The organism is Brevibacterium sp. LAARM3_SD1 (genome assembly GCF_057364765.1).
In genome coordinates, this window is sequence record NZ_JBNFOL010000039.1 from 15,196 (window position 1) to 30,295 (window position 15,100).

A 15,100-nucleotide genomic window follows, 5' to 3' on the forward strand; every position below is an offset into this window, starting at 1 on the left:
TGGTCGGCCTCGGTGCGCTGAGCGCCTGCGGGAAGACCACGAAGATGGCCGCGTCGCCGCCGACAGACGGAGAGCTCGAATCGAAGCTCAACCTCTACTCCTGGGGCGACTACGACAATCCCGAACTCCTCGACGCGTTCAAATCCAAGAACGACATCCTCGTTCAGGTCGACGCCTACGGATCGAACGAGGAGCTCGTGGCGAAGCTCTCGACGTCGCGCGGGACCTCCGGCTATGACGTGGTCGTGCCGACGGGATCGAATATTCCACAGATGCTCGAACACGATCTGCTGCAGGAACTCGACCTCAGCTTGATCCCGAACTTCAAGCATATGGATCCGAACTTCACGCATCAGTACTTCGACCCCGACAACACGTACTCGATCTGCAAGGCGTGGGGCACCACCGGGTTCGTCTACAACACGAAGAAGATTGACAAGGAGCTGACCAGCTGGCAGGACTTCCTCGACACCGCGCAGAAGGAAGCGGCTGGGACGACCGCTCTGCTCGAGGACCCGTGGGAGGTCTCGGCGATCGCCCTGTCCGCACGGGGCTACAGCCTCAACACTCAGGACGAAGGCGAGCTGGACGAAGCACGGAAGATCATCGTCGACCAGCTGGCCCCGAACGTGAAGGCCTACGTCGGCAATGCCGCCACGAGCATGATCCAGGGCAGCTTCACCCTCCTGCACGCCTTCAACGGCGACGCCCGGCAGGGACTGACCGAGGTCAAGGATCCGGAGAACTGGAAGTTCGTCTTCCCGACCCCCTCGGCGAATCTGTGGATGGACTGCTGGGCGATCGCCACCGGCGCCCCGCACCCGGATTCGGCGCACGCCTTCATCAATCAGATGATCTCCCCGGACACCGCGGTCGACCAGCTCGACTACATCGGCTACCCGATCGGACGAAGGGCCTGGCCGAGCAGGCGAAGAAGGCCGATCTCGACCAACAGGATCTCATCTTCCCGGCGCAGAAGGTCCTCGACCGCCTCGAACCGAGCAAGCAGACTCCGGCCGATCAGATCCGGACGAAGATCCTCACCGACGCCCAGGCCAGGAGCGGAGCATGAGCACTCAGACACCACCGAAACAGCCTCGTACGAAGAAGCCGGCGACGAAGTTCTTCGGCCCAGCGGCCATGTCGTTTCCGACGTGGGCCTATGCGCTGTTCTTCTTCATCATTCCCCTCGCCCTCATCGTCTTCTACAGCTTCGGGTACAAACCCGACCAGTTCACGGCCATCGCCACCGACCGACTGTCCTTCGGCCGGTACCCGGAAGCGATGAGCGCAAGCTTCGTCTCGACCTTCGCAGCGACGCTGCGCATCTCGCTGCTCGGCACCCTGCTGTGCCTGATCATCGCCCTGCCGTTCGCGTACTGGCTGGCGATCAAGGTCGCACCCGCCCGCAGGTCCCTGGCGCTGGCCCTGGTGATGGTGCCGTTCTGGACGAACTTCCTCGTCCGCACCCTCGGGTGGCAGATCATGCTCTCCCCCGACGGGTTCCTGTCGAACTGGCTGCAGGGACTCGGGCTGCTCGACGGGCCGCTCGACATCCTCTACACACGGACAGCGGTGCAGATCGGCGTCGTCTACAACTATCTGCCGCTGATGATCCTGCCGCTGTTCGTCGCCATCGACGCCTCGGGCAAGAAGCTGCGCGAAGCCAGCTACGACCTCGGCGCGGGGAAGGTGAAGACGTTCCTGCGGGTGACGCTGCCGATGGCGATGCCCGGAGTCGTCTCCGGCTGCCTGCTCGTGTTCATCCCGCTCAACGGCGACTACGTCACGGCAACCGTCCTCGGCGGGGCCAGCGGGTCCATGGTCGGTCAGCTCATCGCCAATCAGTTCAACACCGCACAGAACTGGGCGGTCGGGGCGGCCATGGCGATGATCCTCATCATCTCGACCTTGGTCGTCGTCGGGGTCGGCTTCGCACTGCTCAAACTCGGGCAGGCGATCACGGCCAAGCTCAACAGTGTTCCGCTGCACGACGGGAGGGCCTGAGATGCCGAAGAAGAACACGTTCGCACGTCGGACACCGACCGATATCGCTCTGCACGTCTGGGGCATCCTCGTCTTCGTCTACCTGTTCGTGCCGATCGCGGTGATCATCGCCTATTCGTTCAACAACGGCAAGGTGCTCGCGAACTTCCGCGGCTTCGGTCTGCACGCCTACATCAGCGGCATCAACAACGACATCATCGTCTCCTCGATCGTCACGAGCCTGCAGGCCGCCGTGGGCACAGCCATCGTCTCCACGATCTTCGGCACCCTCGGCGGAGTCGCTCTGGCCAGGGCACCGAGGGGCGCCTGGTGGGCACTCGGTCTGACCGCGATCCTCGGGCTGACCCTGGTCACGCCCGAGATCGTCGACGGCATCTCATTCCTGCCATGGTTCGTCACCGTCGGCGTCGACTGGGGCGTCACCCCGCTCAACAACGGCCTGGTCAGGCTCATCATCTCGCATGCGATGTTCTCCATGGCGATCGTGACGTTCATCGTCAGGGCCCGGCTCGCCGGCATGGACACCCAGCTCGAGGATGCCGCCGCAGACCTCGGCGCGACACCGTGGAACCGGTTCAAGGACATCACTCTGCCGATCGCAGCCCCCGGCATCCTCGCCGGTGCGCTGATGTCGTTCACCGTCAGCCTCGACAACACGATCCTCTCGAGCTTCGTCCAACAGCCGGGCTACACTCCGTGGCCGGTCTACATCTTCTCTGCCGTCCGCGTGGCCCTGCGCCCCGAGGTCGCGGCGATGTCGACGGTGATGTTCGTGCTCACCCTCTTAGCGCTCGGCTTCGTCGGGTTCGTCCTGCGCAAGGCCGGCGGCAACGCCACCGAGATCATCAAGACCATGGCCGCCTGAGGCGCCCCATCACCGAGGCGGCCCCGAAGTTCGCCGGCTCGTGCCGGCCCGCCGTTCCGCACCACCCCGCACCTGCCTATCCGGCTGAGTGCCCACCGACCGCACCGTGAAGAAAGTGAAGTGACATGGACGTCAATGCCGCATTGGCCGACGCCTCGACCATTCCGTACTGGCTGGACTCCGAGCTCCGTCCGGAGCCGCTGCCGCCGCTGACCGACGACCGTGAGGCCGACCTCCTCGTCGTGGGAGGCGGGTTCACGGGACTGTGGACTGCGTTGCAGGCCAAGGAGCGGGATCCGGATCGTCGTGTCGTGCTCGTCGAGGCGAACACGATCGGGTGGGCCGCCTCGGGGCGCAATGGCGGATTCTGCGCAGCCAGCCTCACTCACGGCTATGACAACGGGGAAGCGCACCTGCCGGAGGAGAACGATCGGCTCGCGCAGTTGGGTCGGGAGAACCTCGATGCCATCGAAGCCGCTGTCGCGAAGTACGGGATGGATGTCGAGTTCGAGCGCACCGGCGAGCTCGACGTCGCCACCGAGGACTACCAGGTCGCCGAGCTGCGGGAGGCCCATGATCCGGATTCCGGTTTCGTCTTCCTCGACCAGCAGGAGCTCGCGGGGATCGTGAAGTCGCCGACGTACAAGGGTGCGCTGTGGGATTCTCGCGAGGTCGCTCTGGTCCATCCGGCGAAGCTGTGCTGGGAGCTGCTGCGGGTCATCCGCGAACTCGGAGTCGAGGTCTATGAGGGCACAAAGGTCACCGATGTCAGCGATGCGAAGACGACCGTGCGGGTGCAGACCCGCGTGACCGCGGAGACGATCGAGGACTGTGCGTCCGCCCCGTGCAGCACGATCACGGCGAAGCGGGTCGCGTTGGCGACGAACGTGTTCCCGTCGCTGCTGAGACGGGTGAGTCTGCATACGGTCCCCGTCTACGACTACGCGCTGATGACCGAGCCGCTCAGCGACGAGCAGATGGCCGCGATCGGGTGGGAGGGCCGCCAGGGCATCGGCGACTGCGCGAATCGCTTCCACTACTACCGGCTGACCGCGGACAACCGGATCCTCTTCGGCGGCTGGGATGCCGTCTACCACTTCGGGCGGCAGGTGTCGTGGAAGTACGATCAGCGGCCCGAGACCTTCGAAACCCTCGCCGAACACTTCTTCGCCACGTTCCCGCAGCTGGCCGGTCTGAAGTTCACCCACAAATGGGGCGGGCCGATCGACACCTGTTCGCGGTTCTTCTCGTTCTTCACCTCTGCTTATGGGCGGAAGGTCGCCATGGCTGCCGGCTTCACCGGTCTCGGAGTGGGGGCTTCTCGGTTCGCCGGGACGGTCATGCTCGATCTGCTCTCCGGTGAGGACACCGAGCTGACCGAGCTCGAGATGGTGCGGAAGCTGCCGCTGCCGTTCCCGCCCGAGCCCGTCGCGTGGCTGGGCATCAAGATGACGACGAATGCGCTCATCAAGGCCGATGAGAACGAGGGCCGGCGCGGGCCTCTGCTCAAGGTCCTCGATGCGGTGGGCATGGGCTTCGACTCCTGAGAGCTCGGACCTTCGCCATGGTCACTTGTGCCGCCGCCTCCTGGCCGGTTCTCTCCCGTTGCGTCGGACGGCTCCCTGCCCCGTCCGGCGACCGGACCGCGGGCGGGGAATCCGGCCGTGGTTGGTAGACTCTGGGTGAGCGCGGGAGGAACTCCCGAACACTTTCACAAAGGAGCAGTACACGCATGGCACGTGTCGTCGTTGAGGTGATGCCCAAACCCGAGATCCTTGACCCCCAGGGCAAGGCGATCTCCGGCGGACTGACCCGTCTGGGGTTCACCGGGTTCGGTGAGGTTCGTCAGGGCAAGAGGTTCGAACTCGAGGTCGAAGGCGAAGCCACCGAGGAGGTCCTCGCCCAGGCGCGCGAAGCCGCGGAGAAGCTTCTGTCGAACCCCGTGATCGAAAACGTTGTGGCAGTCCACGTGGCCGAGGACGCATCGTGACCGCTGTCGCTGCTGATCCCACCGCCGAGGCGACGCCCGAGTCCGGTATCTCCGTCGGAGTCGTCACGTTCCCCGGGACTCTGGATGACCGCGACGCCGCTCGTGCCGTTCGTCTGGCCGGGGCGAACCCGGTGAACCTGTGGCATGCGGATTCGACCCTGTCCGGAGTCGACGCCGTCATCCTGCCGGGAGGGTTCTCCTATGGTGACTACCTGCGCTGCGGTGCGATCGCCGGATTCGCTCCGATCATGGAGTCCGTCGTCGCTGCCGCGAACGACGGTATGCCGGTGCTCGGCATCTGCAACGGCTTCCAGATCCTCTGCGAATCCCGTCTGCTGCCCGGTGCGCTCATCCGCAACGATCACCAGCATTTCATCTGCCGTGACCAGGACCTGGTCGTGGAGAACGCGAACACCGCGTGGACGAGCGACTACGAGCAGGGTCAGACGATCCGCATTCCGCTGAAGAACGGTGAGGGCGGCTTCGTCGCCACCGACGAGGTGCTCGACGAACTCGAGTCCACCGGACGCGTGGTCTTCCGCTACCAGGGCTTCAACCCGAACGGATCTCTGCGCGACATCGCCGGAATCACGAATGAAGCAGGTAACGTCGTCGGTCTCATGCCGCACCCCGAACACGCCGTCGAGGCCGGTTTCGGCCCTGAGTCCGGCGGCGGAATCGACGGTCAGGGGTTCTTCTCCTCGGCCGTGCGCACTCTCGTCGCCCAGGGCTGATTCGACCGACTGTCCCGGAGACACAGACAGACGAAAGACGCCAGATCCCGACCCCAAGCCACGATGCTGGGTTTCGGGATCTGGCGTCGCCTGTATCTCCTCGGCGGTTGGAGTGATCACGGACGACTATTCGTCGATGTACACCCTCAGTGGTGCCGAGCCTTCGAGGTCGCCGCATTCTGCAGTGATGACGTACTTGCCCCACAGGTCCTTGCTTGAATCCGCTATGTATCGGACCGATGCAGACTCATCTTTTCCGGCGAGTTTGCTCTTTTCCCAAACCTTCGCCTGACCATCCGTGTTCTTCTTGAACACGCGGAACACGACCTCGTCTTCGGCCGAGCAGTTGACCATTGTGAGATTGACTCCGTCTCCGCTGAGACGTGTGTCGTTCGTCTCCGACTCCGGGTGCACCAACAGAGTGCCATCGTCGTATTCACCTCGATCGCCCTCCGCGATGAGGTTGACACTGGTGTTCATCTCCCTCACTCTTTCGCCGTCGCGTTCAACATAGACCGTGAAGGGGATGTCCGTTGCGATGTCCGGTTCCTCGGCGACCACTGCCGATCCGTCGAAAGGCCCGTCCTTCTTCACCACGGACTTCTTGTCGTTGAGGCTCGTTGTGACGAGGTCCCCGGCTTTGAGCCCATCGACGGTGTATTCGATGCCCTTGCCGTGCGCGACCTCATACAGCGTCATCGTCGCGTACCTCAGCGCCAGATCTTCATCGTGAGATTTGGGGTCCTCCTCCGCGCCTTCCTCCTCTGCTGCCGCAGATTCGCTTGACTGATTTTCGCCGGATGGTGCTGGGCCCGAAGGCGCACCGCCGAGACTCGAAGCGACCGCTGGGCCGGCTGCGAGCCCCGAGATGCCGAGGGCAACGGTTGCGGCGAGTGCGAGCTTCTTCATTGTGATCGTCCTACTTTCGTCCTTGCCCGTGCTGTTCTGAGAACGCTTCCGGGTTGGTCTGCCGTATTCGGTTGTGGTGCGACCCTAGGCAGGAAGAAACGATTCTGTGGAGTTCTGATCATTGTGGTCATGACAACTTCGAAACAGCGTTCCGCACTCTTTCGCAGCGCCAATGTGACCTGCTGATTCGAACGGTGATCTCCCGTTCAGAGTCGAGTTCCGCAAGCAGCGGCTCTCTCGCCGAGGCAGCACCGTCGTTCCAGGTCAGCAGGACCATCCTGACGAGACTGCGCTGAAATGGAAAGACTCGACGACGCTGCTCGAAGAATTGGACTCACACTTCGCGATCAGACTGCGATCACGTCGATATCACTCGGTCGAATTCGACAGGCCAGATTGTTACCGACGAATTCGGTGACTTCCGCGGTCGATCCCTTGCTCCAGCGTTGGGCAGCAGGGGATCGACCGCGGTTGCAGTGACCGGGACGCGTTTCAGTCTTCGGCCCAGTCGAGTCCGACAGCGGTCTCGAGAGTGCTGTTCGCAGCACGCAGCGGGACAGCCCAGGTCTTATCGCCGACGATTGATTCCGTCGGCGTCGACCTTGCCCCACTTCTGGAACCCCTTGACGGACTTCTCAGTGTCGGGACCGAAGTCACCATCGACATCAACGCTGAGATCGGGTGTCCGCCGAAGCGCCCTCTGGGCCCGCAGGACCGCAGTGCCCTTGTCGCCTCGTTTGATTTCGGGCTGTCCTGGATTGGACATGTTTCTGCTCCTCTTTCCTTGGGAATCATGGAAGCTACCTTGCCTCCACGACGACCAAGCTAAGTCCGTTTTTTCTGCACCGGCAAGGCTGGGACGAGCCTCAACGGGAGTGCACGCGAACTGGCTCAGCGCTGCCCCGGAAGACAGCACGGATCGGCCCCGGTTCCTCGAAGTCGAGGAACCGGGGCCGATCACTTCCGCCAGGACCGCTTCTCGTCGTCGGGCCGAGTGGAGTCACCAACCCGACGGGGTCGCCGGTCGCTGTCAGCTTTTGTTCTTGCGGCGGGCCAAGCCGATGGCTGTTCCACCGCCGAGGATGAGCAGTGCGCCCGCAGCCAGACCGGTGAGTTCAGCACCGGTGCGAGGCATCGACGAGCCGCCTCCGGAACCGCCGGCTTCACCGGAGTCGCCTCCGTCCCCGCCACCGGGCTCACCGCCGGTGACGACGAATTCGCCCGATCTGCTGACGTCCATGCAATCGGCGAACACCTTATAGCTGCCAACATAGTATCCGGGGTCGTCGCCGAGGCCATAGACCTGGATGCCGGCTGCACCATCCTCATCAGCCGTTGCCGTCTGCTCGTAGAGCTTCTCGGACTTGTCCCCGGAATACACCTCGAAATGGACATCGGCTTCCGCTGCACAATCGGTGAGCGTCAACTGCACGCCCTTGTCGCGGTCGATGAAGTCCTCCCCCGAGATCGTCTCAGGGCTGATCGAGAGCTTCGGGTCGACGACGCTGCCGTCATCGGTCACCGAGAACGTGGTCTCTGCACTCTTGTCACCACAGGAGGCCACGACGATGAAATCACCGACCCATCCCGTGCCGCCGTCACCGTCGGGGAGGAACTGGACAGATCCGGCCGCATCTTCACCGGCTTCCTGAGTCTCGTCCCAGATCACCGAGTCGGGGTCCTTCGCGGAGCTCACTTGGAACTTCACCTCGGAATCGACATGGCAGTTGACGAGAGTGATGTTGACTCCGTTCTCGAGGAACTCGGCCAGCTTCTGGCTCTGTGGAGTGACGCTGAGATCCGCATCGGTTCCATCGTCATTCTCAGTGACCGAATACGTCGTCTCCGCGCTCGTGTCACCGCACTCCGCGCTGACCACGAAGTCACCGATCCATCCATCGCCACCGGTGCCGGGCATGAAGGACGTGGAGACCGAACCGTCATCGCCGGCGGTCTTCGTCTCTTCCCAGATATTCGTATCCTCGCCCTTGCGGACGATGGTGACTGTCACCTCTTCGCCCGGTTCGCAGTTGCTCACGGCGATGTCGACGCCGTTGTCGAGGTACGAATCGATCCCTTGGCTCTGCGGATCGACACTGACGGACGCATCCGCATCGTCCTGATTTTCGGTGATCTCCACGCTGCCGGTGAATGTCTTCGACTCCTGACCGTCGCGGGCGACGGTCACGGTGACATCGAGGACATCGCCGACCTTGATCTCGGTATTGCCGCGGAGCTCTCCGTTGAACGTACCGTCGTTGTCCACGGTGATGGAACCGTTTTCGCCGGGGCCAGCGGTCACGGTGTCTCCTGCTTTGAGGCCGGTGATCGTGTACGGGATGGCTTCAGCTGCCTCGTCGACCGGCATCGTCGGCTGGTCGAGGGAGAACGAAGCATCAATCGGAGCCGAGTCTTCGGTCGGTTCCTCCGAACCTTCGTCCGGATCAGCTGACTCTTCGCCGTCACCGGGATCGGCTGCGTTCTCGTCGCCTCCCGGATCGGTCGATTCCTCCTCGTCTCCGGGCTCGGTGGGCGTACCGTCGTCTCCCGGGTCCGCGTCGTCACCGGGGCCTGTGGGCGGGTCTTCCGTTCCCGGGGTTTCTGCGTCACCGTTTCCTGCCGCCTGCACGCCTGTCGCGTCGGCTGCTGAGTTGACGTCGGCCAGCGCCGGGCTCACTCCTCCGATGGAGAGAGCCAGGGCGAATGTTGCCGCCATTGCCAACCGTTTCATGATGGTCCTTCCAGAGTTCTGGCCGGTTGCCGTTTTCAGTTGTGGCTAGGACCATACGCAGGCAATAGGGCGCGCACGACTTTAGTTCATTTAGGTCATGACAGAAGTGATAGAGGCGTTTTGCCGAATGTTTATCACTTCGCAATACTCTTCGCGCACCCCAATTCCGGCACCCCTCTCGGTCGCTCCAACAGCTGAGCTCTCACCTGCACAGCCACCTCGATTCAGGCCCCGAGGTCCGAGCGGCAGAGCGGTCAGAGAAACGTCACAGTTGGGTCGTATTCGGCATTTTCGGCCGAGAAAACGTTATGCCAGACTTTCGTTCGCCACCTGATTTCTGCGGTGAATGCGTTGCAGGGTCCCCGAGCTCGAACTCGGGGACCCTGCGACAGAGCGGAACAGTCAGACCTGCCGAGAGGGACCGTCCTCTTCCGGTGTCTCAGCGCTTTCGCCTTCGGCGTTCGGACTGTCGGGACTGTCACTACCGGAAAAGGCAGTCTCGTCGACCGCCGGACCAGTCTCGGCATCGGTCTCGGCAAGCACCTCGGCAGTGAACTGCTCCTCGGCGTCCTCCCCACGGAACTGCGACATGTACAGCCGGAAGTAGGCGCCTTCTGCCGCAAGCAGCTGCTCGTGATTGCCGTGTTCGACGATCGCGCCGTCCTCCATCACGAGGATGGTGTGAGCGTCCCGGATCGTCGACAGCCGGTGGGCGATGACGAACGACGTCCGATCGGTCCGCAGTGCCGCCATCGCCTGCTGCACGAGCACCTCGGTGCGGGTGTCGACCGAGGAGGTCGCCTCATCGAGGATGAGCAGCGAAGGATCGGCGAGGAAGGCTCGGGCGATCGTGATGAGCTGTCGCTCACCAGCCGAGACGCTTCCGCCGTCGGAATCGATGACGGTGTCATAGCCGTCCGGCAGCTGACGCACGAACCGGTCGACCATCGTCGCCTTGGCGGCCGCGACGACTTCCTCATCGGTGGCACCCAGCCGACCGTAGCGGATGTTGTCGGCGATCGTGCCCTCGAACAGCCAGGCGTCCTGGAGCACCATGCCGACATGCGAGCGGAGGTCGGCACGGCTGAGGTCGCGGGTGTCGATGCCGTCGAGGAAGATGGTTCCGCCCGTGATCTCGTAGAAGCGCATCACGAGGTTGACCAGGGTGGTCTTGCCCGCGCCGGTCGGACCGACGATCGCCACCGTATGTCCCGGTTCGGCGGTGAAGGACACCTTCTCGATGAGGGGCGTCTCCGGAGCATAGCGGAAGCTCACCTCGGAGAATTCGACCTTCCCCGGGGTGCGCGGGGGCAGCTCCTCCTGCACCTCGTCGGGATCCTCTTCCTCGGCGTCGAGCAGCTCGAAGGTCCGCTCCGCCGAGGCAACACCGGACTGGAGCATATTCGCAACACCGGCCATCTCGGAGATCGGCTGCGAGAACTCACGTGAGTACTGGATGAACGCGGTCGCATCGCCGAGCGTCATCTGCCCCGTCGCCACCTTGAGGCCGCCGGCGACGGCGATGAGGACGTAGCTGAGATAGGACACGAACTGCATCGAGGGCATGATCATGCCGGAGACGAACTGTGCTCCCGCCGACGCCTTGTACAGGGATTCGTTGCGACGGTCGAACTCCTCGAGCATGACCTCGTCACGGCCGAAGGCTCTGACGATGTCGAGGCCGGAGAACGACTCCTCGACATGTCCGTTGACCTCACCGGTGTGCTTCCACTGCGCCTTGAACAGCTTCTGCGACCGGGTTCCGATGACGCCGGCGATGATCGCCGACAGCGGCAGAGCGATGAGAGCCAGCAGCGCGAGCTGCCAGGACACGATGAACATCATCACGCCGATGCCGATGATCGTCAGCGCCGACTGCACGAGCTGGGAGAACGCCTGCTGCAGGGCCTGTTGGATGTTGTCGACGTCGTTGGTCACTCGCGACATCACGTCGCCGCGCTGCCGGGTGTCGAAGTATCGCAGCGGCAGACGGTTGATCTTGCGTTCGATGTCCTCACGCAGTCGGTAGACGACGCGCATGACCAGGGCGTTGAGGATGTAACCCTGCGCCCACATGAGCATCGAGGCCACGAGGTACATGAGCAGGACGGCGATGATGATCTGACTGAGCGCCGTGAAGTCGATTCCCTGCCCGGGCACCACCTCGGCGGTGGCGAGCATGTCGGCGAAGTCGTCACGGCCTTCGGCGCGCGCCCCGGCGATGATGTCGTTGATATTCGCGCCCGCGGCAGCTGCGCACCGATGATTCCGGAGTAGACGACGTCCATCGCCTTGCCGAGGACCTTGGGAGCGATGACGGTGAGGACGACGGAGCCGACGACGAGGGCGACGACGACGATCATGCCCTTCTTCTCGCTGGCCATCAGCCCGAACAGGCGTTTGACCGAGGGCCAGAAGTGCTTGGCCTTGCGCGGAGGTGTGCCTCCGCTCATCTCCAGCTCTTCGCCGCTGGGGATGTATTCGTCTTCCGCTGCAACCACGGTCTCGGTCGAGGTGTCGTTGGCCATGTCAGTTCACCTCTTCCGTGGTCAGCTGGGATTCGATGATCTCGCGGTAGGTCAGGTTCGCCTCGGCGAGTTCGTCGTGGGTGCCGCGGCCGACGATCTTTCCGGCCTCGAGGACGATGATCTGATCGGCATCCCGGATCGTCGACACGCGTTGGGCGACGACGATGACGGTGGCGTCCCCCGTCGATTCGTCGAGGGCCGCCCGCAGCCGTGCGTCGGTGGCGACGTCGAGAGCGGAGAACGAATCGTCGAAGACATAGATCTGCGGCTTCACCGTCAGGGCTCTGGCGATGCAGAGGCGCTGACGCTGCCCACCGGAGTAGTTCGTGCCTCCCTGGGCGACGCGTTCCTCGAGCCGGTTGTCCTTCTCGGTCACGAAGTCGTCGGCCTGGGCGATGCGCAGCGCCTCCCACAGCTCGTCATCTGTGGCGTCCTCGTTGCCGAAGCGCAGGTTCGAGGCGATCGTGCCGGAGAACAGGTACGGCTTCTGCGGCACCAGACCGATGAGCTGGGCCAGCTGGTGGCGGTTGAACTCGGTGACGGGGTTTCCGTCGATGAGGATCTCGCCTTCCTGCGGGTCGATGAGTCTGGGGATGAGGTTGACTATCGTCGACTTGCCGGAACCCGTCGATCCGATGATCGCGGTGGTCGTTCCGGGCTGGGCGGTGAAGTTGAGCCCTTCGATGACAGGCACCTCGGCGCCGGGGTATCCGAAGGTGACGTTGCGGAATTCGAGCTCCCCGCGGCTGGGCATCTCCATGACGCCGGCCGGGATGTTCATCGTGCTGCGGGTGTCGAGGACCTCTGCGATACGTTCGGCGCAGACGACGGCGCGCGGAATCATCATCATCATGAAGACGCCCATCATCACGGCCACGAGGATCTGCAGCAGGTACTGCAGGAACGCGGTCAGCGACCCCACTTCCATCTGTCCGGCGTCGACGCGGTGACCGCCGAACCACAGGACGGCCGCAGTCGCGAGGTGGAGGATCATCATGATGGCGGGGAACATGAGCACGAACAGGTTGCCGACCTTGACCGAGGTTTCGGTCAGAGCACGGTTGGCATCGGCATAGCGGTCGGTTTCGAACGGTTCGCGGACGAAGGCGCGGATCACGCGGATGCCGGTGATCTGCTCGCGCAGAACACCGTTGATGTCGTCGACCTGGTCCTGCATGCGACGGAACAGCGGCATAAGGAGGTAGACGAGGATGGCGACGACGATGAAGAGAACCGGCACGGAGACCCACACCAGCCAAGACAGCCCTGCGTCTTCCCGCAGGGCCATGATGATGCCGCCGATGCACATGATCGGGGTCGAGACCATGAAGTTCAGGGTCATGAGCACCAGCATCTGAACCTGTTGGACGTCGTTGGTGTTGCGGGTGATGAGGGTGGCGGATCCGAACTTTCCGACTTCGAGCATCGACAGGTCGTCGACCTGCCGGTAGATGGCTCTGCGGAGGTCGCGGCCGACGCCCATTCCCGTGCGGGCGCCGAAGTAGATCGCGGTGATCGCGCTGGTGACCTGCACGAGGCAGACGAGCAGCATCGTCATGCCTGTCGACCAGATGAAATCGGTGTCTCCCTTGGCCACACCTTCGTCGATGATCCGAGCGTTGAGGCTGGGCAGGTACAGCGCTGCGATGGTCGAAGCCAGCTGCAGGATGACGACCAGAATGATGAACGGCCAGTAGTTTTTGGCGTATTTCAGGGACAGGCGGAGTAATGCCACGTTGAACGTCCTGAGTGAAGAGTGGCTGACATTGGGGTCGTGAGAGTTGCGAAGCGCAACAGGCTATTTTACATGGATTCTCCGCTCAGAGATAGACGATCGGGCGGCAGATCGTGCCTTCAAACTCAGACCTCTACTTCACCATGAGGCACTGACACGGGCCTCGCACCGCGTGCCTCCTCGATTCTCGGGCGCTCCCGCATACGCTTGAAACCATGAGCTCAACTCTGCAGGACCTGGTCAATCGCGCCGTCTTCTATTCGACGGAGGTGCAGACGCATTTCGGTGCGCTCATCGCCGACGCGGAGTGGGAAGTCGACTTCAGCTCCGACCCGCATCTGACGTTCACACCAGCTGACGGTGCCGTCCTGCGCACCCGACCGCATCTGCTCGGTTCGGAGTCCGACCGGGAGAAGACGTGGCTGTGGGGCTGGGAGAACGTCAATGACTTCCCGGATGCCATCGTCGGACTCTCCCACGAGGTGCGCAAGTTCGGTGCCGCTGAGGAGGTCAGCGAGCTCACGACCCCTGAGCTCTCCCTCGATGAGGAGCTCGCTCTGCGTCTGACTCTGGCGGCTAAAGAGGCCACGAACAAGTGGGCCCACTACCCTGCCGCGCGCGCCGGCACAACGGTCTGGTTGCTCGTCGATGCCGCCGAGATCGCGATACCCGCCCCGCAGGTCAAGGTCTCGGTGCGTGCACTCATGCAGGGGCTGACGCAGACGACGGTGACCGATCACCGAGCGGCGATCGAGTCGTACGTCGCCAAGCGCGGCATTCCGACGGCAGAACTGCCGGAGGGCGGCCTGCGGATGCTGTTCGCCGATGGGTCCGCAGATCTGTCCTTCGACGATCAGCGTCGCATCTCCAACTGCGACCTCAATGCGCCGCTCGAGGGCGAAGCCGCCGAGCAGTTCGCTGCCGCCGCGGATTCCACAGGAACCCCCGCCGAGGCGGCCACCGCCTCCCGTACGTCTGGTCCGGCTTCCGCCCCCGCCGCGGAGGAAACTGCCGCACCTGCTGTGCCGAAGCCTTCGGCCCCCGCGCCGACTCCGACCGACGAACCGTCCCGGACAGAACCTCAGCCGGTCGAAGAACCCGCAGCAGAGGCGATCCCGGTTGCCGAGCCCAAGCCAGGCGAACCTGCGGCAGAGGCTGCAGACGCTTCACACGAGCAGAAACAGCCGGAAGACGAGCAGCCGCGCGCTGACGAATCAGTTCAGCCCGCTGAAGCAGCGACTCCGGCCGAGGAAGCGCCTGCCGAGGAGGCCAAGCCTAAGAAGAAGGGGCTGTTCTCGAAGCTGTTCGGTCGCTGACGCGCCGCTGAGCCGCCTGACCCGTACCGAACGTTTGCGGCCCGCCTGCTGGCGGGGCCCCAAACGATTCATCGGCCTTCAACGGTTCAGGGGCGTCTCAGGGCCCACCGTTTTCCCTATTTGCTACCTGACGGGGGCCCAGCAACCCCGCGCCAGGTAGCTGCGCTGTGTTGTCTCATTACGTTGCTGACAACCTGACTCATTACGTTGCTGACAGTATGTCTCAATACGTTGTTGACACACTTCGGGCCATGCCTGAAGCCCTCTCACTAGCCAAACGCCGCG

11 protein-coding genes and 2 pseudogenes are annotated in these 15,100 nt (G+C 63.4%); 8 read left to right on the forward strand and 5 right to left on the reverse strand.

Annotation, left to right across the window (positions count from 1 at the left end; genetic code table 11):
* Nucleotides 1-44: 44 nt before the first annotated feature.
* The 7 genes and pseudogenes from AC2W7L_RS16555 to purQ form a co-directional block, all read left to right on the forward strand.
* A pseudogene (locus AC2W7L_RS16555) lies at nucleotides 45-848 on the forward strand (polyamine ABC transporter substrate-binding protein); the annotation flags it as partial.
* The gene (locus tag AC2W7L_RS16560; RefSeq protein ID WP_486005318.1) at nucleotides 782-1,072 is read left to right on the forward strand and encodes a hypothetical protein; all 291 of its coding nucleotides are present in this window, start codon (nucleotides 782-784) and stop codon (nucleotides 1,070-1,072) included. The pseudogene AC2W7L_RS16555 and the gene AC2W7L_RS16560, both read left to right, overlap by 67 nt.
* A complete protein-coding gene (locus tag AC2W7L_RS16565) occupies nucleotides 1,069-2,007 on the forward strand; it encodes an ABC transporter permease (RefSeq protein ID WP_486005319.1) in 939 nt (312 codons plus the stop codon). The genes AC2W7L_RS16560 and AC2W7L_RS16565 overlap by 4 nt, the downstream gene beginning before the upstream one ends.
* Before the next feature lies 1 nt (nucleotide 2,008).
* On the forward strand, nucleotides 2,009-2,872 hold the full coding sequence (locus AC2W7L_RS16570) for an ABC transporter permease (protein ID WP_486005320.1): 864 nt from the start codon (nucleotides 2,009-2,011) through the stop codon (nucleotides 2,870-2,872).
* A gap of 125 nt (nucleotides 2,873-2,997) precedes the next feature.
* Nucleotides 2,998-4,419, forward strand: coding sequence for an NAD(P)/FAD-dependent oxidoreductase (locus AC2W7L_RS16575; RefSeq protein ID WP_486005321.1), 1,422 nt, complete (start codon nucleotides 2,998-3,000; stop codon nucleotides 4,417-4,419).
* Between the two features lie 185 nt (nucleotides 4,420-4,604).
* A complete protein-coding gene (purS, locus tag AC2W7L_RS16580; protein ID WP_486005322.1) occupies nucleotides 4,605-4,862 on the forward strand; it encodes a phosphoribosylformylglycinamidine synthase subunit PurS in 258 nt (85 codons plus the stop codon).
* A complete protein-coding gene (purQ, locus tag AC2W7L_RS16585; protein ID WP_486005323.1) occupies nucleotides 4,859-5,596 on the forward strand; it encodes a phosphoribosylformylglycinamidine synthase subunit PurQ in 738 nt (245 codons plus the stop codon). Before purS ends, purQ begins: the two co-directional genes overlap by 4 nt.
* Nucleotides 5,597-5,722: 126 nt before the next feature.
* Here purQ and AC2W7L_RS16590 read toward each other — a convergent pair whose 3' ends face one another.
* From AC2W7L_RS16590 to AC2W7L_RS16610, 5 genes and pseudogenes are all read right to left on the reverse strand, one after another.
* Nucleotides 5,723-6,505 carry a hypothetical protein gene (locus AC2W7L_RS16590; protein ID WP_486005324.1) on the reverse strand — a complete coding sequence of 261 codons (783 nt, stop codon included), beginning with the start codon at nucleotides 6,503-6,505 and terminating at the stop codon, nucleotides 5,723-5,725.
* 568 nt (nucleotides 6,506-7,073) lie between these two features.
* Nucleotides 7,074-7,271 carry a peptidoglycan-binding domain-containing protein gene (locus AC2W7L_RS16595; protein WP_486005325.1) on the reverse strand — a complete coding sequence of 66 codons (198 nt, stop codon included), beginning with the start codon at nucleotides 7,269-7,271 and terminating at the stop codon, nucleotides 7,074-7,076.
* A 264-nt stretch (nucleotides 7,272-7,535) separates the two neighbouring features.
* Complete coding sequence (locus AC2W7L_RS16600) at nucleotides 7,536-9,236, reverse strand: hypothetical protein (protein WP_486005326.1); 1,701 nt, start codon at nucleotides 9,234-9,236, stop codon at nucleotides 7,536-7,538.
* Between the two features lie 402 nt (nucleotides 9,237-9,638).
* A pseudogene (locus AC2W7L_RS16605) lies at nucleotides 9,639-11,764 on the reverse strand (ABC transporter ATP-binding protein).
* A 1-nt stretch (nucleotide 11,765) separates the two neighbouring features.
* Nucleotides 11,766-13,499 (reverse strand): ABC transporter ATP-binding protein, encoded by a 1,734-nt coding sequence (locus AC2W7L_RS16610; RefSeq protein ID WP_486005327.1) that lies wholly within the window; start codon nucleotides 13,497-13,499, stop codon nucleotides 11,766-11,768.
* Between the two features lie 215 nt (nucleotides 13,500-13,714).
* Between AC2W7L_RS16610 and AC2W7L_RS16615 the strand changes: the two genes are divergently transcribed.
* On the forward strand, nucleotides 13,715-14,815 hold the full coding sequence (locus tag AC2W7L_RS16615; RefSeq protein ID WP_486005328.1) for a DUF6882 domain-containing protein: 1,101 nt from the start codon (nucleotides 13,715-13,717) through the stop codon (nucleotides 14,813-14,815).
* Nucleotides 14,816-15,100 lie beyond the last annotated feature (285 nt).